Consider the following 23350-nt stretch of genomic DNA (forward strand, 5'->3'; position numbering starts at 1 on the left):
CGCCCGCCGCCGTTCAGTCGCCCTTGACGGGCAGTTCCTTCAACTGGATGTTGCGGAAGGAGACCTGGTCGTCGGCGCCATGGTTCTGGAGGCCGATGTAGCCGTCGGTCAGGCTCCGCTGGGGGTCCTTGTTGGTGAAGTCGTTGATCTTGACTCCGTTGAGGAACACCTGGAGGCGTTCGCCCTGGACCTTGATCTCGTAGGAGTTCCACTGGCCGGGCGGCCGCAGAACCTGGTCACGGGCCTTGATGTTGGCCGACTTGAACGAGTAGACGGAGCCCGTGGTGCGGTCGGCCGCGTCCGTGGCGTCGATCTGGATCTCGTAGCCCTTGTTCACGGCGGACCAGGGGTCGTCGGAGGCGGGGAAGCCCACGAAGATCCCGGAGTTGTCGTCGCCCCGCATCTTCCAGTCGAGCTTGAGGGAGTACGACTTCAGCTCCTTGGCCTGGTACCAGAGCAGGCCCATGCCTCCCTCGGACTCCATCACGCCGTCCTTGACGGCGAACTTGCCGGGGCCGGCCTGCTTCCAGCCGTCCAGGGTCCGGCCGTTGAAGATCTTCCGGTGGTCCTTGCTCGGCTTGCAGTCCGCCTTGACCTGGCCGGTGGCGTACTGGAGGCCGCCGAGCAGGTGGGCGCGGAAGGCCTCCTCGGCGTAGGACTCCTTGGTGTGTCCGCCGCCGGTGTAGAAGGACCGGCCGCCGCCGTAGCTCTGGCACCAGGCGATCGGGTGGTCGCCCTTCATGTTCCCGCCCTGGTAGGTGGTCTCGTCCAGGGTGGCGAGGACCTTGGCCTGCTCACGGGGGTTGGTGCGGTAGTTGTACCACTCGTCGGTGCGCTCCCAGGCCTCGCCCAGATGCCCGGTGGACGGGTGGTCGTGGTCCTCGACGCGGACGGTGGCCTTCTGGATGGCCGGGTGCGAGTCGAAGTAGGCGCCGACGAGGCCGCCGTAGAAGGCCCAGTCGTACTCGGTGTCGGCCGCGGCGTGGATGCCCAGGTAACCGCCGCCGCCCGCCACGTAGTCCTCGAAGGCCTTCTGCTGCTCGGCGTTGAGGACATCACCCGTGGTGGACAGGAAGGCCACCGCGTCGTACTTGGCGAGGTTGGTCGTGGTGAACTGGCGGGCCTCCTCGGTCGCGTCGACCGTGATGCCGGCCGGGCCGCCGAGCTCCTTCAGGGCGGTGATGCCGGCCGGGATGGAGTCGTGCCGGAAGCCGGCGGTCTTGGAGAAGACCAGGACCTTCTTGCCGCCCTTGAACGGCTTGGTGGAGAACTCGAAGTCGTCCACGTCGAACAGCGCGCCCGCGCCGCCCTTGAAGACCAGGTAGATGTCCGTGGTCTTCTTCGGCAGGGACCGCAGCGGCACGTCGACGTTCTGGAAGGTCTCCCAGCCGCCGGTCGGCGGGATGTAGGCCGAGCCGTGCAGCTTGCCGTCGGGCGAGCCGGTGCGCAGTTCGATGAAGCCGCCCGCGCCGCCGGAGGAGGCCCGCACGGTCATCTTCTTCTGGCCGTCGAACCGGTAGGGGGTGAAGGAGATCCAGTCGCCGTCGTCGATGTTGCCGACGGTCTTGCCGCCGTTGGCGCCGGTCTTGTCGATCACCGTGACGCCCGACTGGGTGCCGAAGTGCTCGCCCTGGCGGTGCAGCGGCTGGAGCACGGCGCGGGCGGTGCCGGTCAGGGTCTCCTGGCCGTTCGCCCCGCCGTCGGTGTAACTGGCGCCGACGACACCGTAGATGTTGGCGTTGGGGTCGTGGCCGCCGTCACCGGGGGGCGGCTTCAGGGTGCCCTCGCAGCCCATCTCGCTGGTCAGCTCGTGGGCGTGGGAGTCGTGGCCGAGGCTGTAAGCGACCTTGACCTTGGAGCAGTCGACCGTCTCCTCGGGGTCGGTGACGGTCACCTTGAAGGGGACGGGCTTGCCGAACTCGGCCAGGGCGCCGTTGCCCGGGATGTCGATCCGCACCGTGGGCTCGGTGTTGCCGACGACGATCCGGGTGCTGGCGTTGCCGGTGTTGCCCTCGGCGTCCTTGGCGGTGAAGGTGGCGGTGTAGGTGCCGACCTTCTTGTACTTGTGGGTGGGGTTGAGGCCCTCGCCCTTGGTGCCGTCGCCGAAGTCCCAGGCGTAGGTGAGGTCCGGGGAGTCGGCGTCCTTGGCGGAACCGGTGAACTTGACCTTCAGGCCGGCCGCTCCGGACGTCTTGTCGGCGCTGACCTCGGCGATCGGGGAGAAGCCGTCCTCGGCGTTCTCGATCCGGTACAGCGCGGAGTGCTCGTCGCCCTGGAACCAGGAGACGCCGTAGTCGAGGACGTAGAGCGCGCCGTCGGGGCCGAACTCCATGTCCATGATCTGGGTGCCGGTCCACGGGAAGTCGTTGATCTTCGCGACGGCGCCCTCGGCCGTCTGCTCGATCCGCTTGATCCAGCGGCGGCCGAACTCACCCGCGAAGAAGTCACCGTCGTAGGCCTCGGGGAACTTCACCTTGGAGTCGAGGTCGGGGTCGTAGCGGTAGACCGGGCCCGCCATGGGGGACTCGGATCCGGTGCCGAACTCGGGCACGGAGCCGCCGTCGTAGGGGATCCAGGCGGCCTGCGCGGGCGGCAGGTCGGTGAGGCCCGTGTTGTACGGCGAGGAGTTCTTGGGGGCGGCGCAGTCGAACTTCTCGCCGGACTCCTTGGTGGCGAAGTCGTAGTCGAGGTAGGCGTCGTTGTTGCCGGTGCAGAACGGCCAGCCGAAGTTGGCGGCCTTCGTCACCTTGGCGAACTCGACCTGTCCCGCCGGGCCCCGCTTCGGGTCGGCGGCGCCCGCGTCGGGGCCGTAGTCGCCGACGTAGACGATGCCGGTCTTGTCGTCGACGCTCATCCGGAACGGGTTGCGGAAGCCCATCGCGTAGATCTCGGGACGGGTCTTGTCCGTGCCCGGGGCGAAGAGGTTGCCGTCCGGGACGGTGTACGAGCCGTCCTCGGCGACCTTGATCCGCAGGATCTTGCCGCGCAGGTCGTTGGTGTTGGCGGAGCTGCGGCGGGCGTCGAAGGCGGGGTTGCGGCCCTCGCGGTCGTCGATGGGCGTGTAGCCGTCGGAGGCGAAGGGGTTGGAGTCGTCGCCGGTCGACAGATAGAGGTTGCCGGCCGCGTCGAAGTCGATGTCGCCGCCGACGTGGCAGCAGATGCCGCGGGAGGCCGCGACGTCGATGACCTTCTTCTCGCTGGCCGCATTCAGCGTGCCGTTGGCGTTCAGGGTGAAGCGGGAGAGGCGGTTGACGCCGTCGAACTTCTTGAAGTCGTCGGCGGTGCCGGTCTCCGGGGCGTCGCCCGCGGGGGTGTCGAGCGGCGGGGCGTAGTAGAGGTAGATCGCCCGGTTGTTCTTGAAGTCCGGGTCGATGCCGACGCCCTGGAGGCCCTCCTCGTCGTGGCTGTAGACGTCGAGCTTGCCGGCGATCTTGGTGACGCCGCCCTGGTCGGTGAGGCGCAGTGTGCCGTCGCGCGAGGTGTGCAGGACGCTGCGGTCCGGGAGCACGGCGAGCGACATCGGCTCGCCCATCTCGGGTTCGCCCTTGGCGAGCGGCACCTGCTGGAACTGCCCCTCGGCGGCTGCCGGATCGTCGTGTTCCGGGTGCCCGGGGTGGGCGCCGGCGACGGTGGCGGGGGTGCCCACGGCCAGGAGCAGGCCGGTGAACAGGGCGACGGTGGCGCGAAGCCCAGAACGCCTGGGATGCCTGGAATACCTGGGGGTGCGGGTGCTTCTGAGTCTGGTTCTGTGCACGAAGTCCCTCCGGGAACGGGGTGGGCCGTACGGGGTGGGTGCGTAGACGTGCGGTGCGTAGACGTGCGGTGCGTGGACGTGCGGTGCGGGCGCCGGGGTGCGCCGTCACCCCGGAGGTGTCCTGGTTCAGCTGTTGAACGCCGCGTCGAAGGACGCGCTCGGTGGGTCGAAGTCGAAGGCCTTCAGCCGGGTCAGCGCCTCGGGCGCCCCCTGGAGCCGGTCCATGCCGGCGTCCTCCCACTCGACCGAGACCGGGCCCTGGTAGTCGATGGAGCGCAGCATCCGGAAGACGTCCTCCCACGGGACGTCGCCGTGCCCGGCGGAGACGAAGTCCCAGCCGCGCCGCGGGTCGCCCCAGGGCAGATGGGAGCCGAGCCGGCCGTTGCGTCCGTCGAGGCGCTTGCGGGCCTCCTTGCAGTCGACGTGGTAGATCCGGTCGCGGAAGTCCCAGAGGAAGCCGACCGGGTCGAGGTCCTGCCACACGAAGTGCGAGGGGTCGAAGTTGAGGCCGAAGGCGGGGCGACGACCGACCGCCTCCAGCGCGCGGGCCGTCGTCCAGTAGTCGTAGGCGATCTCGCTGGGGTGCACCTCATGGGCGAACCGCACGCCCTCGGCGTCGAAGACGTCCAGGATCGGGTTCCAGCGGTCGGCGAAGTCCTGGTAGCCGCGTTCGATCATCGCGTCGGGGGCGGGCGGGAACATGGCGACCAGGTGCCAGATGGCGGAGCCGGTGAAGCCGATGACCGTGTCGACACCGAAGGCGGCCGCGGCGCGCGCGGTGTCCTTCATGCGGTCGGCGGCCCGCTGCCGTACGCCTTCCGGGTCTCCGTCGCCCCACACCGCGTCCGGCACGATGGCCTGGTGGCGTTCGTCGATGATGGCGTCGCAGACGGCCTGGCCGACGAGGTGGTTGGAGACGGCCCAGCACTTGAGGCCGTACTTGTCGAGCAGGGCCCGGCGGCCGTCGAGATACCCCGGGTCGGAGAGCGCCTTGTCGACTTCGAAGTGGTCGCCCCAGCAGGCGAGTTCGAGGCCGTCGTAGCCGAAGTCGCGGGCGAGCCGGCAGACCTCCTCCAGGGGCAGGTCCGCCCACTGGCCGGTGAACAGCGTGAACGTACGCGGCATTGCGCGTCAGCCTCCTCAGACCGCGATCGGGGTGTAGACGGAGTTCTTCTCGGCGCTCTCCTCGACCGCCGCGAGCACGCGCTGCACCTGCAGCCCGTCGGCGAAGGAGGGTTCGGGGCGGCGGCCCTCGGCGACGGCGTGGACCAGGTCGCGGGCCTGGTGGACGAAGGTGTGCTCGTAGCCGAGGCCGTGGCCCGGCGGCCACCAGGCATCCAGGTAGGGGTGGTCGGGTTCGGTGACGAGGATCCGGCGGAAGCCGGCCTCGGCGCCCGGCTCGGTGCCGTCGTGGAACGACAGTTCGTTCAGCCGCTCCAGGTCGAAGGCGAGCGAGCCGCGCTCCCCGTTGAGCTCGATGCGCAGGGCGTTCTTGCGGCCGGTGGCGTAGCGGGTGGCCTCGAAGGAGGCGAGGGCGCCGGAGGGGAAGCGGGCCGTGAACAGGGCGGCGTCGTCCACGGTGACCTGGCCGGTGCCGGCCGAGGAGACCGCGGCCAGCCCGCTGGTGGCGCCGGTGGGCAGCGGCCGCTCCCGTACGAAGGTCTCCGTCAGCGCGGAGACGCCCGCCAGCCGCTCCCCCGTCAGATACTGCGCGAGGTCGATGATGTGCGCGCCCAGGTCGCCGAGCGAGCCCGAGCCGGCCTGCTCCCTGCGCAGCCGCCAGGTCAGCGGGAAGTCCGGGTCGACGAGCCAGTCCTGGAGGTACGACACGCGCACGTGCCGCAGCCTGCCCAGGCGGCCCTCGACGACCATCCGGCGGGCCAGGGCGGTGGCCGGCACCCGGCGGTAGTTGAAGCCGACCATCGCCACCTGGCCCCGTGCCTGCGCCTCCTCGGCCGCGCGTTCCATCGACGCGGCCTCCTCGACGGTGTTGGCGAGGGGCTTCTCGCACAGGACGTGCTTGCCGGCGGCCAGGGCGGCGAGGGCGATCTCGGCGTGACTGTCGCCGGGGGTGCAGATGTCGACGAGGTCGATGTCGTCCCGTTCGACGAGGGCACGCCAGTCGGTCTCGACGGACGCCCAGCCGTGCCGGTCCGCCGCCGCCCGCGCGGCGGTGGCGTCCCGGCCGCAGATCGCGGCCCGCACCGGGTTCAGCGGCAGGTCGAAGACGCGGCCCGCGGTGCGCCAGCCCTGGGAGTGGGCGGCGCCCATGAAGGCGTAGCCCACCATCCCCACGCGCAGGGGTGGCTTGCCTGCCTCCTCGGTCCCTTCTGACTGCTGCTGCGGCTGTCCCATGTGGGAGTCCTCCTCGTCCTGGTCGGGGTCGCGCACGTGGGGGGTGCGGGGGCGGAACCGGTCACTGGAAGCCGGTGGGCATGTACTGGTCGACGTTCGTCTTGTCGACGACGGCCGAGTAGAGCGTGATCGACGCGGGGATCTCGAACTCGGCCATGCCGCCGACGCCCTTGCCCTGGCCGAGGGCGCGGGCGAGGTCGATCGCGGAGGCGGCCATGGTCGGCGGGTAGAGCACCGTCGCCTTGAGCACACCGTCGTCCTGCTTGATGGCCTGGAAGGCGGAGAGCGCTCCGGCCCCGCCGACCATCAGGAAGTCGTCGCGCCCGGCCTGCTCGATGGCGCGCAGCGCGCCCACGCCCTGGTCGTCGTCGTGGTTCCACAGCGCGTCGAACTTCGACTGGGCCTGGAGCAGCTGCGCCATCTTGGCCTGCCCGGACTCGACGGTGAACTCGGCGGCCTGGCGGGCGACCTTCTTGATGTTGGGGTAGTTCTTCAGGGCGTCGTCGAAGCCCTTGGTGCGCTGCTTGGTCAGCTCCAGGTTGTCCAGGCCCGCCAGTTCGATGACGCGGGCGCCGGACTTGCCCTTGAGCTTCTCGCCGATGTAGTGCCCGGCGTTGAGGCCCATGCCGTAGTTGTCGCCGCCGATCCAGCAGCGGTAGGCCTGCGGGGTGTTGAAGATCCGGTCGAGGTTGACGACCGGGATGCCCGCGCGCATCGCCTTCAGCCCGACCTGGGTGAGGGCCTTGCCGTCGGCGGGCAGCACCACCAGGACGTCGACCTTCTTGTTGATGAGGGTCTCGATCTGGCCGATCTGCTGGGCGGTGTCGTTGGAGCCCTCGGTGATCTCCAGGGTGACGTCCGCGTACTTCTCGGCCCGCTCCTTGGCGTTGTCGTTGATGGCGTTGAGCCAGCCGTGGTCGGCCTGCGGTCCGGCGAAGCCGATGGTGACCTTCTTGCCCGGCTTGTCGTCGGCGGCGGGCTGGTCGTTCCCGGCCGGCTCGTCCTTGGAGCCGGAGGGCTCGTTGCTCGTGCAACCCGTGATGAGGGCACCGGCGGAGACGGCGGCGGCCCCGAAGAGCAGTCCTCTGCGGCTCGTGATCTCTGTCATGGCGGTGAACCCTTTCCTCAGGTCGTGCTCGCGGTACGGCGCTGGACCAGCACGGCGGCGACGATGATCGCGCCCTTGGCGATCTGCTGGACGTCGCTCTGCAGGTTGTTCAGGGCGAAGATGTTGGTGATCGTGGTGAAGATCAGGACGCCCAGGACGGAGCCGACGATGGTGCCCCGGCCGCCGCTGAGCAGGGTGCCGCCGATGATCGCGGCGGCGATGGCGTCGAGTTCGTAGAGGTTGCCGTTGGTGTTCTGGCCGGAGCCGGCCAGCACGATCAGCAGGAAGGCGGCGATGCCGCAGCACAGGCCGGACAGCAGATAGAGGTAGAGCCGCTGGCGGCGTACGTCGATGCCGGCGAGCCGGGCGGCCTCCGGGTTGCCGCCGACGGCGACGGTGCGGCGGCCGAAGGTGGTGCGGTTGAGCACCAGCCAGCCGATGACCGTCACGACCGCGAAGACCAGGACCAGGGGCGGGATGCCGAGGACGTAGGCGTCGCGCTCGCCGAGGTCGAGGACGGAGGGCACGGTGACGATCTGGGTCTTGCCGTCGGTGATCTGCAGGGCGAGACCGCGGGCGGAGGCCAGCATGGCGAGGGTGGCGATGAACGGCACCATCGCGCCGTAGGCGATGAGCACCCCGTTGACCAGCCCGCAGCCGACCCCGACGATCATCGCCGTGAAGAGGATCCCGACGAAACCGTACTCCTGGGTGGCGACCGTCGTCGCCCACACGGAGGCGAGGGCGACGATCGCGCCGACCGACAGGTCGATGCCGCCGGAGACGATGACGAAGGTCATGCCGACGGTGACGACGCCGATCACGGAGGCCTGGGTGAGGACGAGTTGCAGGTTGCGGGTGTCGAGGAACTCGTCGGGCTTGGTGATGCCGCCGATCAGGATCAGCGCGGCGAGCACGCCGAGCAGGGAGAGGGTGCGGACGTCGGCGCGGAACAGCAGGCCGCGCCAGGCCGGGGGCTGAGCCTCGGGCACCTTGTCGGTGCTGTCCCGCGGTGGGGAGACGGGCTGCGTCATGACGCCGGGCTTCCTTCCATGACCAGGTCGAGTACGCGGTGTTCGTCGAGTTCGCGCGCGGGTGCCGTGTGGACGACACGGCCCTCGCGCAGCACCAGGACGCGATCGGCGAGGCCGAGCACCTCGGGCACCTCGCTGGAGACCAGCAGCACGGCGAGGCCTTCGTCGGCCAGCCTGCGGACCACGGCGTACAGTTCGGCGCGCGCGCCGACGTCGACGCCGCGGGTGGGTTCGTCGAGCAGCAGCACCCGGCAGCCGCGCAGCAGCCAGCGGGCCAGGACGGCCTTCTGCTGATTGCCGCCGGACAGGGTGCGCACGGGCACGGACGGGTTGTCCGGCCTGAGCGACAGCTCGCGCGTCGCGGCCCGGGCGGCACCGAGTTCGGCGCGCCGGTCGATCCAGCCGCCGCGCGAGAAGCGGGACATGGAGGAGACCGACACATTGCGGGTGACGGACTCCAGCATCAGCAGGGCCTGGGCCTTGCGTTCCTCGGGGGCGAGCCCGAGTCCGGCGCGGACGGCGGCCCGTACGCTGCCCGGCCTCAAGGGCCGTCCGTCGACGAGGACCTGACCGGACGTCGGTTTGCGAGCTCCGTAGACGGTCTCCAGGATCTCGGAGCGGCCCGAGCCGACCAGTCCGGCGAGGCCGACGATCTCGCCCGGCCGTACCTCCAGGTCGAAGGCCTCGAACTCCCCTTGCCGAGCCAGCCCTTGAATCCGGAGAACCGATTCTCCGGTCGGCGGGGAGACGGGCCGGTCGGGGAAGACGTACTCGACGTTGCGGCCCGTCATCAGCGCGACGACCTCGCGGGTCGGTGTCGACTTCGCCGGGAGCCCGTTCGCGACGGCCCGTCCGTCCTTCAGCACGGTGACCCGGTCGCCGATGCGCCGGATCTCCTCCAGCCGGTGCGAGATGTAGACGACGGCGACTCCGCCGGCGGTGAGATCACCGACGATGCGGAAGAGGTTGTCGACCTCGTCCGGGTCGAGGGCGGCGGAGGGCTCGTCCATCACGATGAGCCGCACATCGTGGGAGAGCGCCCGCGCCATGGACACGATCTGCTGCTGCGCGGCCGACAACTCCCCGACGAGACGGGCCGGATCGACCTCCGGATGCCCGAGTCGCTTGAGCAGCCGGGCGGTCGACTCGCGCGCCGTCCTCCCGCGTACGACGAACCCGGCTGTGGTCGGCTCATGCCCGAGGTGGACGTTCTCGGCGACCGACAGATGCTCCACCAGGTCGAGTTCCTGGTAGATGGTGGCGATGCCCAGGCGCATGGCGGCGATCGGCGAGCGGAGCGTGACCTCCTCACCGCGCCAGCGGATGGTGCCGGTGTCGGGTTGGTGGGCACCGGCCAAGACCTTGATGAGGGTCGACTTGCCCGCGCCGTTCTGGCCGAGCAGGCAGTGCACCTCACCGGCCTGGACGTCGAGGTCGACGCCGTCGAGCGCCCGGACTCCGGGGAACGACTTGGTGATGCCGGACATGCTGAGCAGCGGTGGTTCTGGTGCCATGCGAATTCCCCTTGGCAGGCGTGCGGGCCGGTTCAGGGCAGGGCGGAGCGGAGCGGAGCAGGGCACTGTGCAGGGCGCGGTACAGGTACGCCGTACGGAACTGTGCGCTTACGCAGGTGAGAACAGGTGATCGCTGATGAGCCGGGCCGCGCCGATGACACCGGCGGCGGGTCCCAACTCGCCCAGGACGATGGGCAGATTGCCGGTCGCCAGCGGCAGCGACTGGCGGTAGACCTGGGTGCGGATCGCGGCGAGCAGGGTGTGGCCGAGACCGGTCACCCCGCCGCCGATCACCACCAGGCCCGGGTTGAAGAAACTGACCAGGCCGGCGATGACCTGGCCGGTGTGATTGCCGCCCTCGCGGATCAGGTCGAGGGCGGTGGCGTCGCCCGCGGCGGCCGCGGCGGCGACGTCGACGGCGGTGAGACCGCCGTTCGTCTCCAGACGTGACGCCAGCTCGGCCGAAAGTCCCTGCTGGGCGGCCTCCGTGGCGTCGCGGGCGAGGGCCGCCCCGCTGAAGTGGGCCTCCAGGCAGCCCCGGTTGCCGCAGGCGCAGGGCCTGCCGTCGGGCACGGCCTGGATGTGCCCGATGTCGCCGGCGCTGCCCGTCGTGCCGCGGTAGACCTCACCGCCGACGACGATGCCGCAGCCGATGCCGGTGCCGATCTTGACGCAGAGGAAGTCGGCGACGGTGCGGGCGACGCCCGCGTGCTGCTCCCCCATCGCCATGAGGTTCACGTCGTTGTCGACCATGACCGGGCAGCCGAGTTCCTGGCTGAGCGCCTCCCGCACGGGGAAGCCGTCCCAGCCGGGCATGATCGGCGGTGCCACCGGGATGCCCTCGGGGAAGCGGACCGGGCCCGGGACGCCGATGCCGGCGCCGTCGAACCCCTCCGCGAGCCCCGAGGCCTTGAGCTTGGCGGCCATGGCCAGGACCTGTTCGAAGACCGCGACCGGGCCTTCGCGTACGTCCATGGGCTGGTTGATGTGGCCGAGCGTCTCCAGTTCGGCGTTGGTGACGGCGACGTCGACCGAAGTCGCGCCGATGTCGACGCCGAGGAAGCGCAGACCGGGGTTGAGCCGGATGTTGTGGGAGCGGCGGCCGCCGCGCGAGGCGGCGAGTCCGTCGGCCACGACCAGCCCCGTCTCCAGCAGCCGGTCCACCTCCACGGCGAGCTTGGACCGCGAGAGGTCGACCTGGTCGCCCAGCTGGGCACGGGAGTTGGGGCCGCCGTCGCGCAACAGCGTGAGCAGTCGGGCCTGGTGGGCGTTTCCGGGTCGTGCGGTCATACGTCTCACGAGCCCCTCCCCGCCTCGATCGGCCTGTGCGCGCCGGTTTTCCGCCACATCAGTGGCTTGCTTTCGGAGGGAACGTAGCAGCGGCTGCCGGAGGTGGGAAGAAGTCGCGCAGGAATTGGGCTCTACTTTTTCCACTCACAGGACAAAGACACGAGGGGCGAGCCTTACCCGGCAGGTAATCGACCGTGAGCGCGGCCCAGGTCAGGCTGGCACCAGCACGCGTCGTCGACGTCCGGAGGTCCCGTATGACCGACACTCCTGCCCCCGAGGCCCTGTTGCGGGCGGTTCCCTTCGCCGGGAAGCTGGGCATCGCCCTCGAGGAGGCCGCCCCCGCCCGGGTCAGGGCCGCGCTTCCCTGGGCTCCGGAGTTGTGCACGGTGGGCGGCGCCCTGCACGGCGGAGCCCTGATGGCGCTCGCCGACACGGCCGGCGCGGTCTGCGCGTTCCTCAATCTGCCGCCGGGCGCGGGCACCTCGACGGTCGAGTCGAAGACGAACTTCTTCCGCGCCGTGCGGTCGGGCGTCGTCCGCGCCGAGGCACGGCCCGTGCACGTGGGGCGCTCGTTCCTCGCCGTCCGGACGGACCTGCACGACGAGGAGGGCACCCTGGTGGGCCAGACGACGCAGACCCAGGCGGTGCTGACAGCCCGCTGAAGGGAGCGAGCGCTACGAACGCGCCCGCGCGTGGTACGACCGCCGTGTGTGCTCGGTGTGTTCGCGCATCAGCTGAGTGGCCCGCTGTTCGTCCCGGCCCGCGATCGCGGCGATCAGTTCGCGGTGTTCGATCCAGGACTGGTGGCCGCGCTGGCGGGCCACCGGCGTGTAGTACCAGCGCACGCGCCGGTCCACCTGGGCGGCGAGTTCGGCGAGGACGGCGTTGCCGGCGAGTTCCATGATCTTGGCGTGGAAGCGGGCGTTCATGGCGACGGCGCTGTCCACGTCGTCCGCCTCGACGGCCTTCTCGCCCTCGGCGCACAGGGATTCCAGGGCCGTGAGCCCCGCGCTGGTCGCGTTGGCCGCCGCGAGCCGGGCCGCCTCGGCCTCCAGAAGCGTACGGACCGTGAGGAGCTGGTCGGCCTCCTCCTCCGTCGGTTCGTGCACGAACGCGCCCTGGGCGGGCCGCAGATCGACCCACCCCTCGGTGTTCAGCCGTTGCAGCGCCTCGCGCACCGGCTGCCGGGAGACCCCCAGATGCCCGGCGAGTTCGCTCTCGACGAGGTGCTGGCCGGGCTGGAGGGCCCGGGTGGTGATGAGTTCGAGGAGTGCCTCGTAGACACGGTCACGCAGCGGACCCGGGCGTTCCAGCTTGGGTACCGCCCCCTGGGGCAGGCCTGTCGACAGCATCGCGGTCCCCCTCCTCGGCAGGGCCGTGCACAGCGCGGCGGCCACCGGTGCCGCCGCAGAGTCAGTATCGATTGTCTTTCGTCTACAGTCTACGGCGCACAAAGGCCAGGGTTCGGGGCAGTTGGCCGCGTCACACCCCTGCGGCCGGAGGGCTCAGGGGCAGCGCACGACCTGTCCCGCGTACGACAGGTTCCCGCCGAAGCCGAACAGCAGGACCGGGTCGCCGGTGGAGACCGCGCCCTGTTCGACGAGCTTGGAGAAGGCGAGCGGGATGCTCGCGGCGGAGGTGTTGCCGGACTCGGTGACATCGCGCGCGACGACGGCGTTCACCGCGCCGATCTTCTCGGCGAGGGGTTCGATGATGCGCAGGTTCGCCTGGTGCAGCACGACCCCCGCGAGGTCGGCCGGCTCGAGACCGGCCCGCTCGCACGCCCGGCGCGCGATGGGCGGCAGCTGCGTCGTCGCCCAGCGGTAGACACTCTGCCCTTCCTGGGCGAAACGGGGCGGAGTGCCCTCGATCCGCACAGCATGACCCATCTCGGGCACCGAGCCCCACAGCACCGGCCCGATGCCGGACTCCTCGGCGGCCTCGACCACCGCGGCCCCGGCCCCGTCCCCGACGAGCACGCAGGTGGTGCGGTCGCTCCAGTCGGTCACCTCGGACATCTTGTCGGCCCCGATGACCAGCGCCCGGCTCGCGCCCCCCGCGCGAACGGCGTGGTCGGCGGTGGCCAGGGCGTGGGTGAACCCGGCGCACACGACGTTGAGGTCCATGGTGGCCGGGTTCGGCATCCCGAGGCGGGCCGCGACCCGGGCGGCCATGTTGGGCGAGCGGTCGACGGCGGTGGAGGTGGCGACCAGCACCAGGTCGATGTCGGCGGGGGCGAGGCCGGCCGCCGCGAGGGCCTTGGCGGCGGCGTGGGCGGCCAGCTCGTCGACGGGTTCGTCGGGCCCGGCGATGTGGCGGGTACGGATTCCCACCCGGCTCCTGATCCACTCGTCACTGGTGTCCACCGTGCCCGCCAGGTCCTCGTTGGTGAGCACCTTGGCGGGCTGGTAGTGGCCGACGGCGGCGATGCGCGAGCCGTTCATATGGGTGGGTCCCCCTCGTTGCCTTGGGTAGCGTGACCCACCAGTCTGAGCAGTGACTCACGGGTACGACGGCAGCCAAGGCAACAGGAAACGAGCACCAGGCTTGTCAGCTTCGGTCAGGACCCCGGACGCCCACGCACCTGTCGAACGTCTACCCGGTGAAGAGCTGCGTGGCCTTCCGGACGAGCTCGTACAGCCCGTAGGCGAGCGGTACGCCCACCCACACCCAGGCGAAGGCGATCAGCCACCGCCGGTCCGGGCTAGGCGGACTCTGACTGCTGCTGGACACGATCGGCCTCCTTCGGCTGCGGGACGTGATGACGGGGGTCGACGGGCCGGACGAGCTCGTTGGCGACGAAGCCGACGACGAGCAGGCCGATCATGATGACGAACGACAGCCCGTACAGGGACGCGCCGTGCCGGCCCGCCTCCTCCTGCCGGTCGGCGATCCAGTTCACGATCAGCGGCCCGAGCACACCGGCCAGGGACCAGGCCGTGAGCAGCCGCCCGTGGATGGCGCCGACCTGGTACGTCCCGAACAGGTCCTTCAGATACGCCGGGATCGTCGCGAAGCCGCCGCCGTAGAAGGACAGGATGACCAGCGCGCACAGGATGAACAGCGGCTTGGAGGTGTCGCCGAACAGGGCGATGAGCGCGTACATCACGGCGCCGACGCCCAGGTAGACGCGGTAGATGTTCTTGCGGCCGATCAGGTCGGACGTCGAGGACCAGCCGATGCGGCCCGCCATGTTCGCCGCCGACAGCAGGGCGACGAAGCCGGCGGCGGCCGTCACGGACACCGGGGTGGAGGTGTCCGCGAAGAAGTCCGTGATCATCGGCGCGGCCTTCTCCAGGATGCCGATGCCGGCGGTGACGTTCATGCAGAGCACGGTCCACAGGAGCCAGAACTGGGGAGTGCGCAGCGCCTGTTTCGCGGATACCTGCGGGCCGGTGGGGGCTTGTCGCGCAGTTCCCCGCGCCCCTGAGGCATGAGGCGGAACCCGGACCAACAGCACGCCCAGCAGCATGAAGACCGCGTACGACAGCCCGTGCACGAGGAAGGCCACGGCGATGCCGGAGCTGTCACCGCCGAAGGACTCCAGCATCTGCGCCGACCACGGCGAGGCGATCAGCGCACCGCCGCCGAAGCCCATGATGGCGATGCCGGTGGCCATGCCGGGCCGGTCCGGGAACCACTTGATCAGGGTGGAGACGGGAGAGATGTAGCCGATGCCGAGGCCGATGCCGCCGACGAAGCCGTAGCCGAACACGATCAGCCAGTACTGCTCCAGGGACGCGCCCAGCGCGGAGAGCAGGAAGCCGGACGAGAAGCAGATCAGGGCGACGGTCATCGCCCAGCGGGGGCCGTTGCGTTCCACGAGCGTGCCGCCGAACGCGGCGGACAGGCCCAGCATGACGATGCCCAGCTGGAAGGGCAGCGCGCTCTGCGTGCCGCTGAGTCCGAGCGCGGACTCCAGGGGCGGTTTGAACACGCTCCAGGCGTAGGCCTGGCCGATGGAGAGATGTACGGAGAGAGCGGCGGGCGGGACGAGCCAGCGGCTCCAGCCCGGGGGCGCGACTGGGGGACTCATGATTCCCGGACGGTAGGCAGTCGCAGGGAAGTTGAAAAGGCGGCGCGTCGACCGTATGCGGTGAGCGGTATTCAGCATGCGGCGAACGGTCGGCGCGCGGACCCTTGCCGCCCCAACCTCCATACTGTAGACAATATTTCGTCGACACAAGCCGCACGGCGCGTTCCCCAGCGGCCGTACGGCGGTCACACCTCCGCGGTATCCCTCAAACCGAACGGAGTGTTCCCGTGAAAGTCGCAGTTCTCGGCGCCGGTGCCATCGGCGCCTACGTCGGCGCCGCGCTCCACCGCGCGGGCGCCGAGGTCCATCTCATCGCCCGTGGACCGCATCTGGCGGCCATGAGGCAGCACGGAGTCCGGGTGCGCAGCCCGCGCGGCGATTTCACCGCGCACCCCCACGCCACCGACGATCCGGCCGAAGTGGGCCCGGTCGACTACGTCTTCCTGGGCCTGAAGGCCAACGCGTACGCGGCGTGCGGGCCGCTGATCGCGCCGTTGCTGCACGGGACGACAGCGGTCGTCGCGGCCCAGAACGGCATCCCCTGGTGGTACTTCCACCGGCACGGCGGCCCCTACGACGGCCACCGCGTCGAGAGCGTGGACCCGGACGGCGCGGTCAGTGCGGTGCTCGCGCCCGAACGGGCCGTCGGATGTGTCGTCTACGCGGCGACCGAACTCGAAGGGCCGGGCCTCGTACGGCATTTGGAAGGCACGCGGTTCTCCATCGGCGAGCCCGACCGCAGCCTCTCGGCCCGCTGTCTCGCCTTCAGTGAGGCGATGCAGGCCGGTGGGCTCAAGTGCCCGGTGGAGCCCGATCTGCGGGACGACATCTGGGTCAAGCTGCTCGGCAACATCTCCTTCAACCCGATCAGCGCGCTGGCCCGCGCGACCATGCGACAGATGTGCCTGCACGGCGGCACCCGCAAGGTCATCGAGATCATGATGACCGAGACGCTCGCGGTCGCCGAGGCCCTCGGCTGCCAGGTCGGCGTCTCCATCGAGCGCCGCCTCGCGGGCGCCGAGCGGGTCGGCGACCACCGCACCTCCACGCTCCAGGACCTGGAGCGCGGCAAGCCGCTCGAACTCGACGTACTCCTCGCGGCGGTCGTCGAGTTGGCGGAGATCACCGGCGTGGAGGTGCCCACCCTGCGCACCGTGCACGCCATCTCGGACCTGCTCGCGCTGAGGAGCGCCGCATGAGGAAACGCGATCGAAGCCCGAAGACCTACACCCGGCTGACGCACCCGCTCGTCCGTGATTCCCGCGACGAGCCCTTCCGGCGGGCGAGCTGGGAGGAGGCCCTGGACCGGGCCGCCCGGGGCATCCAGGCCGCGCGCGGCGCGTTCGGGATGTTCTCCTGCGCCCGCGCCACCAACGAGATGAACTACGTGGCGCAGAAGTTCGCCCGGGTCGTCATGGGCACCAACAACGTCGACTCCTGCAACCGCACCTGTCACGCCCCGAGCGTGGCGGGTCTGTCGGCGGCGTTCGGCTCGGGCGGCGGGACGTCGTCGTACGAGGAGATCGAGCACACCGACCTCGTCGTGATGTGGGGCTCCAACGCCCGCTTCGCGCACCCGATCTTCTTCCAGCATGTGCTGAAGGGGATCAGGAACGGGGCCCGGATGTACGCGGTCGATCCGCGCCGGACCTCGACCGCCGAGTGGGCGGAGAGCTGGCTCGGCCTCAACGTCGGCACCGACATCCCGATGGCGCACGCGATCGGCCGCGAGATCATCCACGCGGGCCTCGCCAACGAGGCGTTCGTCGAGCGGGCGACCACCGGCTTCGAGGAGTACCGGGCGCTGGTCGAGCCGTGGACGCTGTCGCTCGCCGAGAAGGTGACGGGCGTACCGGCCGCCGCCATCCGCGAGCTGGCGCACGCCTATGCCCGGGCCGAGCGCGCCCAACTGTGCTGGACCCTCGGCATCACCGAGCACCACAACGGCACCGACAACGTCCGCGCCCTGATCAATCTGTCCCTGCTCACCGGCCATGTCGGCCGCTACGGCTCCGGCCTGCAACCGCTGCGCGGGCAGAACAACGTGCAGGGCGGCGGCGACATGGGCGCGATACCCAACAGGCTGCCCGGCTTCCAGGACATCCTCGACCCGGACACCCGGCTGAAGTTCGAGTCGGCCTGGGACACCGTCATCCAGCCGCACTACGGACTGAACCTCACGGAGATGTTCGAGGCGATGGAGGACGGCGGTCTCAAGGCCGTCTACTGCATCGGCGAGAACCCGGCCCAGTCGGAGGCCGACAGCGAACAGGCCGTACGGCGGCTCAAGGCCCTGGACTTCCTCGTCGTCCAGGACATCTTCCTCACGAAGACGGCCGAACTCGCGGACGTCGTCCTGCCGGCCACCGCCGGCTGGGCGGAGACCGAGGGCACGACCACCAACAGCGAACGGCGGGTGCAGCGGGTCCGCAGGGCCGTCGCCCCGCCCGGCGAGGCGCGCGAGGACATCGACATCCTCTGCGATCTCGCGGCCCGTCTCGGACATGACTGGAAGTACGCCGACGCCGAGACGGTGTGGAACGAGCTGAGGTCGATCTCGCCCGACCACTACGGCATGACGTACGAGCGCCTGGAGGAGCACCAGGGCATCCAGTGGCCGTGCCCGAGCACGGAGCGGCTCGAACCGACGTATCTGCACGGCCGGTTGTGGGAGTCCGACCCCTCGGCACGCGGCCGGCTCGCGCCCTTCGGGATCGTGCAGCACGACCCGCCCGTGGACCTCACCGACGAGCGGTACCCGATCCGGCTGACCACCGGGCGACGGCTGGACTCGTACAACACCGGTGTGCAGAGCGGCGGTTACGCCTCCCCGCTGCGGCGCGGCGAGTTCATCGAGCTGTGCCCGGAGGACGCCGAGCGCTACGGGGTGGTGGTCGGTGAGCAGGTGCAGGTCACCTCGCGGCGCGGGTCGGTGACGGCGCCCGTGTGGGTGGACACCGCGCTGCGGCCCGGGCTCGCCTTCATGACCATGCACTTCCCCGACGAGGTGGACACCAACGCGCTGACGATCGAGGCGAACTGCCCGATCGCGGGGACGGCGGAGTTCAAGGCGTCGGCGATCCGGATCGAGAAGCTGCCCATCGCGACCATCGTGGGGTGACGCACTGTGGACCTGCACTTCGGTGACAGCAAGCCGACGGACGAGGAACGGGCGGCCGTCGACGCCCTGCTCGGGCCTCCGGAGTCCTCCTGGGAGGGCGCCGACCGCTCCGATGCCGATCTCAGGTGGGCCCGGGGCGGGCGTGAGGCCCGGGACCGCCGCGACCTGCTGCTGCCGGGGCTGCACGCGATCAACGACCGGATCGGCTGGATCAGCGACGGCGCCCTCGACTACCTCTGCCGGCGGCTGACGGTGCCTCCGGCGGAGGCGTACGGGGTCGCCACCTTCTACGCCATGTTCTCGGTCAAGCCCCGTCCGGCGACCGTGCTCCAGGTGTGCACGGACCTGGCGTGCGCGGCGGCCGGGGCGCCGGAGCTGTGCGCCGGGATCGAGGCCCGGCTGGGCCTCGGCAGCGGTGTCACGGTGGAGCGCAGCCCCTGTCTGGGCCTGTGCGAACGGGCCCCGGCGGTGCTCGCGGTCAAGGCCGGGGATCCCGTGCGTACGGCGGTGTCGGCGCCGGCGACCGTCGAGCGGGCCGTCCTCGCCGCGAGCGCTCCCGACTCGGCGCCGGAGGAGCCGCCCGCGGCGCTGGCGGTGCCCCAGGCCGGGCAGGACGGTCTGATGCTGCTCCAGCGCGTCGGCGTGGTCGACCCGGCCTCCCTCGACGACTACCGCGCCCACGGCGGCTACACCGCCCTGCGCCGGGCCTTCGAGCTGGGCCCGGCCGGGGTGATCCGCGAGGTCACCGACTCGGGTCTGGTCGGGCGGGGCGGCGCCGCCTTCCCGACCGGCCGCAAGTGGCAGGCCACGGCGTCCCAGCCGGACCGTCCGCACTATCTCGTCTGCAACGCCGACGAGTCGGAGCCGGGCACCTTCAAGGACCGTGTGCTCATGGAGGGTGACCCGTACGCGCTGGTCGAGGCGATGACGATCGCCGCGTACGCGACCGGCGCCCACCGGGGCTACCTCTATCTGCGCGGCGAGTACCCACGCGCCCTGCGCCGGCTGGAGCACGCGATCGCGCAGGCACGCGCGCGTGGACTGCTCGGCGACGACGTCCTCGGCCAGGGGTACGCCTTCGACATCGAGATCCGGCGCGGTGCGGGCGCCTACATCTGCGGTGAGGAGACGGCCCTGTTCAACTCCATCGAGGGCTACCGGGGCGAGCCCCGCTCGAAGCCGCCGTTCCCGGTGGAGAAGGGCCTGTTCGGCAAGCCGACGGTGGAGAACAACGTCGAGACGCTGGTCAACGTCCTGCCGATCCTGACGATGGGCGCCCCGGCGTACGCGGCGATCGGTACGCAGAGGTCCACCGGTCCGAAGCTCTTCTGCGTGTCCGGGAGCGTGGAGCGGCCCGGTGTCTACGAGCTGCCGTTCGGCGCGACGCTGGGCGAACTGCTCACACTCGCCGGGGCGTCCGAGGGGCTGCGGGCGGTGCTGCTCGGCGGCGCGGCGGGCGGTTTCGTACGGGCCGACGAGCTGGACATCCCTCTCACGTTCGAGGGGACGCGGGAGGCGGGCACGACGCTCGGCTCGGGGGTCGTGATGGCCTTCGACGACAGCGTGCCCCTGCCCCGGCTGCTGCTGCGCATCGCGGAGTTCTTCCGTGACGAGTCGTGCGGGCAGTGCGTGCCGTGCCGGGTCGGGACCGTGCGGCAGGAGGAGGCGCTGCACCGGATCGTGGAGCGCGCCGGCGCCGACGCCGCCGGGGACATCACCCTGCTGCGCGAGGTCGGCCGCGCGATGCGGGACGCCTCGATCTGCGGTCTCGGACAGACCGCGTGGAACGCCGTGGAATCCGCCATCGACCGTCTGGGGGCGTACGAATGACCGTCACACCGCTGGGGATCCCGCGCCGGCTGCTGGAGTTCACGCTCGACGGGGAGCCGGTGCGGGCGCCCGAGGGCTCGACGATCCTCGACGCCTGCCGGGCCGCCGGGAAGGACGTCCCGACCCTCTGCGAGGGCGACACGCTCCGGCCCAAGAACGCCTGCCGTGTCTGCGTCGTCGAGGTGGAGGGGGCCAGGACCCTCGTCCCGGCCTGCTCCCGCAAGGCCGAGGCCGGCATGGAGGTGCGCACGGACACCGAACGGGCCCGGCACAGCCGGAAGATCGTCCTGGAACTGCTCGCCTCCTCCGTGGACCTGTCGACGACCCCGAAGGTCGCCGCGTGGCTCAAGGAGTACGAGGCGAAGCCGGACCGCTTCGGCCCGGACGCGGCCCGGCTCAACGAGGAACCGAAGGTCGACAACGACCTGTATGTGCGCGACTACGACAAGTGCATCCTCTGCTACAAGTGCGTGGACGCCTGCGGCGACCAGTGGCAGAACACCTTCGCGATCTCGGTCGCCGGGCGCGGTTTCGACGCCCGGATCGCCGTGGAGCACGACGCGCCGCTGACCGACTCGGCGTGCGTGTACTGCGGGAACTGCATCGAGGTGTGCCCGACGGGCGCACTGTCCTTCAAGTCCGAGTTCGACATGCGCGCGGCGGGTACGTGGGAGGAGTCGCGCCAGACGGAGACGACGACGGTGTGCGCGTACTGCGGAGTGGGCTGCAACCTGACGCTCCATGTGCAGGACAATGAGATCGTGAAGGTCACCTCGCCGCACGACAACCCGGTGACCCACGGCAATCTCTGCATCAAGGGCCGCTTCGGCTACCAGCACGTACAGAACCGGGACTGATCAGGACATGGGACGAGTCACGGAACGACGCAAGGTGCTCCGCATCCGGGACGGGGTGGTCTCCAGCCGCCCGGACACGCTCGTCGCGGAGGAACCCCTGGAGATCCGGCTCAACGGCAAACCCCTGGCGATCACCATGCGCACCCCGGGCGACGACTTCGCGCTGGCGGCGGGCTTCCTGGTGAGCGAGGGGGTGCTGGCGGAGCAGCGGGACCTGCAGAACATCGTGTACTGCGCCGGGGCGACGGTCGACGGCTCGAACACGTACAACATCGTCGATGTGAAGACGGCCCCGCACGTGGTGATCCCCGACATCACGCTGGAGCGGAACGTCTACACCACGTCGTCCTGCGGCCTGTGCGGCAAGGCGTCGCTGGACGCGGTGCGCACCACGGCGCGGTGGCCCATCGCCGACACTCCCCCGGTCCGGGTCACCCCGGAGCTGCTCGCGGGCCTGCCCGACCGGCTGCGCGCGGCCCAGCGGGTCTTCGACCGGACCGGGGGCCTGCACGCGGCGGCCCTCTTCTCCGAGGACGGGGAGCTGCTGGACGTCCGCGAGGACGTGGGCCGGCACAACGCGGTCGACAAGCTGGTCGGCCGCGCCCTGCGGAACGGGGACCTGCCGCTGTCGCGGACGATCCTGCTCGTCTCCGGCCGGGCCTCCTTCGAGCTGGCGCAGAAGGCCGTGATGGCCGGGATGCCGGTGCTGGCGGCGGTGTCGGCGCCGTCGTCGCTCGCGGTGGACCTGGCCGCCGAGACCGGTCTGACGCTGGTGGGCTTCCTGCGGGGCGGCTCCATGAACGTGTACGCGGGTGAGGACCGGATCGCTCTGCGGGCGGCGGCCGCCCAGGGCTGAACAGGTTCCTCCGCGACACGGCGGCGGGGCCCCGACCGGCGGGGAGCGCCCCCTGCGCCGCAGGGGCCCCGTCTCGAACCCGGGCCGGCCGCTTCAGCCGTCCGTGCCGGATATCCGTCGGAGCATGTCGGTGAACCGCTCGCGTTCGGCCGCCGACAGCGGGGCGAGCAGTTCGTCGTTGGCGGCGCGGGCCGCCTTCTCGCAGCGCTTGAGCAGCCGGGCTCCCCGTGCGGTGAGGGACACGGCGTTCTTGCGGCGGTCCCTGGGGTCCGGCTCGCGCAGCACCAGGTCCGCCGCCTGGAGGTCGTCGAGGATGCCGACCAGGTCCTTGGGGTCGAGCCGGATCCCGCGGCCGAGGTCGGCCTGGGCGACGGGGCCGAGGTCACGGACGGCGGACAGCACCACGTGGTGCCACATCCTCATGTCCTTCTCGGCCAGCGCCTCGGCCACCAGGGTCCGGCCGCGGGCGGCGGCGCGGCCGAGCAGCCAGCTGGGCAGGGAGCGGATCGCGGGCAGAGGGGCTTCCGACATGGCCGCAGCCTAGCCAAGAAATCGTTGGGTCTTCCTATGATCGTCCTATACCGTTGGGCTCCCCAACGACTTCATTGGGGTGACCAACGATCCCGGAGGTGCGATGCGCCGCGTCCGCTACGAATCCCGAGGCGGCCCCCTGTTCGTGGAGGAGGCTCCGGTCCCCCGGCCCGGTCCAGGAGAGCTGCTCGTGCGCGCGGAGGCCATCGGCGTCACGCTCCCGGTCGTACGCAAGGTCACCGAGGCGGCCGAGCCGGGCCCGCTCGGCGGCGAGATCGCCGGGGAGGTCACGGCCGTCGGCGAGGGCGTCACCCGCTTCGGCACCGGCGACCGTGTGACGGGGCTCTGCTTCGGCCACGGCTACGCCGACTTCGCCCTGCTGCACGAGGCCATGGCCTCCCCGGTCCCGGCCGGTGCCCGCGCCGTCGACGCGGTCGCCCTGGTCCGCGGCGGCCTGGTCGCCCTCGGCGCCCTGGCGGCGGCCCGGCCCGAGCCCGGCGAGGCGGTCCTGATCACCGGGGCGGCGAGCGGCGTCGGGCATCTGGCCGTGCAGCTGGCCAGGACGCGGGGCGCGGGCCGGGTCGTGGGGGCCGTCTCCGACCCGGCGAAGGCCGCCTTCGTCCGGGGCCTGGGCGCGGACCACGTCGTCGGCTACGGCGACGACAGCTGGGGCGCGCCCGTCGACTACGCCCTGGACGCGGTCGGCGGTGAGCTGCTCCCCCGGGTCCTCTGCTCGCTCGCCCCGGAGGGACGGCTGGTGGCGTACAGCTCGGGCGGCGGCACCGTCCGGGCGTACGACCTGCTCGTGGGCGCCAAGTCGGTGATCGGGTTCCAGATGGCCCGAATCGCCCGGGGGAAGCCGGAGTTGTACGAGCGGTGGCGCGAGGAGCTGTGGCGGCTGTTCGCGGCGGGAGAGATCCAGCCCGTCGTCCACGGGGAGTTCGCCCTGGCGGACGCGGCGAAGGCGCACGGGGAGATCGAGGCCCGGGCCAACCGCGGAAAGGTCGTCCTGATCCCCTGACGCACGCTTCTTGTGGGGGGTCTGTGAGTCCAAGTACCGTCTG

The 23350-nt window shown here is 70.9% G+C and carries 19 protein-coding genes; 7 read left to right on the forward strand and 12 right to left on the reverse strand.

Annotated elements, in window-relative coordinates:
- Positions 1 to 13 precede the first annotated feature (13 nt).
- From NNW99_RS05090 to NNW99_RS05120, 7 genes are all read right to left on the reverse strand, one after another.
- Positions 14 to 3754, reverse strand: coding sequence for a ThuA domain-containing protein (locus NNW99_RS05090; RefSeq protein WP_215117495.1), 3741 nt, complete (start codon positions 3752 to 3754; stop codon positions 14 to 16).
- 126 nt (positions 3755 to 3880) lie between these two features.
- Positions 3881 to 4879 carry a sugar phosphate isomerase/epimerase gene (locus NNW99_RS05095; protein WP_215117496.1) on the reverse strand — a complete coding sequence of 333 codons (999 nt, stop codon included), beginning with the start codon at positions 4877 to 4879 and terminating at the stop codon, positions 3881 to 3883.
- A gap of 15 nt (positions 4880 to 4894) precedes the next feature.
- Entirely contained in the window at positions 4895 to 6109 is a 1215-nt protein-coding gene (locus NNW99_RS05100; protein ID WP_215117497.1) for a Gfo/Idh/MocA family protein, read from the reverse strand.
- Between the two features lie 61 nt (positions 6110 to 6170).
- Positions 6171 to 7217 carry a substrate-binding domain-containing protein gene (locus tag NNW99_RS05105; protein ID WP_215117498.1) on the reverse strand — a complete coding sequence of 349 codons (1047 nt, stop codon included), beginning with the start codon at positions 7215 to 7217 and terminating at the stop codon, positions 6171 to 6173.
- A 17-nt stretch (positions 7218 to 7234) separates the two neighbouring features.
- Complete coding sequence (locus tag NNW99_RS05110) at positions 7235 to 8251, reverse strand: ABC transporter permease (protein WP_215117499.1); 1017 nt, start codon at positions 8249 to 8251, stop codon at positions 7235 to 7237.
- Positions 8248 to 9765: a sugar ABC transporter ATP-binding protein gene (locus NNW99_RS05115; RefSeq protein ID WP_215117500.1), complete on the reverse strand. Its 1518-nt coding sequence runs from the start codon at positions 9763 to 9765 to the stop codon at positions 8248 to 8250. The genes NNW99_RS05110 and NNW99_RS05115 overlap by 4 nt, the downstream gene beginning before the upstream one ends.
- A 108-nt stretch (positions 9766 to 9873) precedes the next feature.
- Complete coding sequence (locus NNW99_RS05120; RefSeq protein WP_184588398.1) at positions 9874 to 11055, reverse strand: ROK family transcriptional regulator; 1182 nt, start codon at positions 11053 to 11055, stop codon at positions 9874 to 9876.
- A gap of 254 nt (positions 11056 to 11309) precedes the next feature.
- Between NNW99_RS05120 and NNW99_RS05125 the strand changes: the two genes are divergently transcribed.
- Entirely contained in the window at positions 11310 to 11717 is a 408-nt protein-coding gene (locus NNW99_RS05125; protein WP_215117501.1) for a PaaI family thioesterase, read from the forward strand.
- Positions 11718 to 11729: 12 nt separating this feature from the next.
- Here the strand turns inward: NNW99_RS05125 and NNW99_RS05130 are convergent, their stop codons facing one another.
- The 4 genes from NNW99_RS05130 to NNW99_RS05145 form a co-directional block, all read right to left on the reverse strand.
- Positions 11730 to 12407 (reverse strand): GntR family transcriptional regulator, encoded by a 678-nt coding sequence (locus tag NNW99_RS05130; protein ID WP_215117502.1) that lies wholly within the window; start codon positions 12405 to 12407, stop codon positions 11730 to 11732.
- A 153-nt stretch (positions 12408 to 12560) separates the two neighbouring features.
- Positions 12561 to 13499 carry a beta-ketoacyl-ACP synthase III gene (locus NNW99_RS05135; RefSeq protein ID WP_215117503.1) on the reverse strand — a complete coding sequence of 313 codons (939 nt, stop codon included), beginning with the start codon at positions 13497 to 13499 and terminating at the stop codon, positions 12561 to 12563.
- Between the two features lie 151 nt (positions 13500 to 13650).
- Positions 13651 to 13788, reverse strand: coding sequence for a hypothetical protein (locus NNW99_RS05140; RefSeq protein ID WP_215117504.1), 138 nt, complete (start codon positions 13786 to 13788; stop codon positions 13651 to 13653).
- Positions 13760 to 15091 (reverse strand): OFA family MFS transporter, encoded by a 1332-nt coding sequence (locus NNW99_RS05145; RefSeq protein WP_215117505.1) that lies wholly within the window; start codon positions 15089 to 15091, stop codon positions 13760 to 13762. The genes NNW99_RS05140 and NNW99_RS05145 overlap by 29 nt, the downstream gene beginning before the upstream one ends.
- 227 nt (positions 15092 to 15318) lie before the next feature.
- Here NNW99_RS05145 and NNW99_RS05150 point away from each other — a divergent pair, with 227 nt between their 5' ends.
- From NNW99_RS05150 to fdhD, 5 genes are read left to right on the forward strand one after another with little or no spacing between them, the layout of a single operon-like run.
- On the forward strand, positions 15319 to 16290 hold the full coding sequence (locus NNW99_RS05150; RefSeq protein WP_215117506.1) for a 2-dehydropantoate 2-reductase: 972 nt from the start codon (positions 15319 to 15321) through the stop codon (positions 16288 to 16290).
- Entirely contained in the window at positions 16287 to 18212 is a 1926-nt protein-coding gene (locus NNW99_RS05155; RefSeq protein ID WP_215117507.1) for a molybdopterin oxidoreductase family protein, read from the forward strand. The genes NNW99_RS05150 and NNW99_RS05155 overlap by 4 nt, the downstream gene beginning before the upstream one ends.
- A 6-nt stretch (positions 18213 to 18218) precedes the next feature.
- The gene (locus NNW99_RS05160; RefSeq protein ID WP_215117508.1) at positions 18219 to 20042 is read left to right on the forward strand and encodes an NAD(P)H-dependent oxidoreductase subunit E; all 1824 of its coding nucleotides are present in this window, start codon (positions 18219 to 18221) and stop codon (positions 20040 to 20042) included.
- Positions 20039 to 20899, forward strand: coding sequence for a 2Fe-2S iron-sulfur cluster-binding protein (locus NNW99_RS05165; RefSeq protein WP_215117509.1), 861 nt, complete (start codon positions 20039 to 20041; stop codon positions 20897 to 20899). Before NNW99_RS05160 ends, NNW99_RS05165 begins: the two co-directional genes overlap by 4 nt.
- A 7-nt stretch (positions 20900 to 20906) precedes the next feature.
- Positions 20907 to 21755 carry a formate dehydrogenase accessory sulfurtransferase FdhD gene (gene fdhD / locus NNW99_RS05170; protein WP_215117510.1) on the forward strand — a complete coding sequence of 283 codons (849 nt, stop codon included), beginning with the start codon at positions 20907 to 20909 and terminating at the stop codon, positions 21753 to 21755.
- Between the two features lie 93 nt (positions 21756 to 21848).
- On the opposite strand, the gene NNW99_RS05175 is transcribed toward fdhD, so the two are convergent.
- Positions 21849 to 22286: a MarR family winged helix-turn-helix transcriptional regulator gene (locus NNW99_RS05175; protein ID WP_215117511.1), complete on the reverse strand. Its 438-nt coding sequence runs from the start codon at positions 22284 to 22286 to the stop codon at positions 21849 to 21851.
- Positions 22287 to 22389: 103 nt separating this feature from the next.
- Here NNW99_RS05175 and NNW99_RS05180 point away from each other — a divergent pair, with 103 nt between their 5' ends.
- Positions 22390 to 23307, forward strand: a complete 918-nt coding sequence (locus NNW99_RS05180; RefSeq protein ID WP_215117512.1) for a zinc-binding dehydrogenase — start codon at positions 22390 to 22392, stop codon at positions 23305 to 23307.
- Positions 23308 to 23350: the final 43 nt, after the last annotated feature.

Origin of the sequence: Streptomyces sp. CRCS-T-1, assembly GCF_024442335.1 — a bacterium.
GTDB lineage: Bacteria > Actinomycetota > Actinomycetes > Streptomycetales > Streptomycetaceae > Streptomyces > Streptomyces koelreuteriae.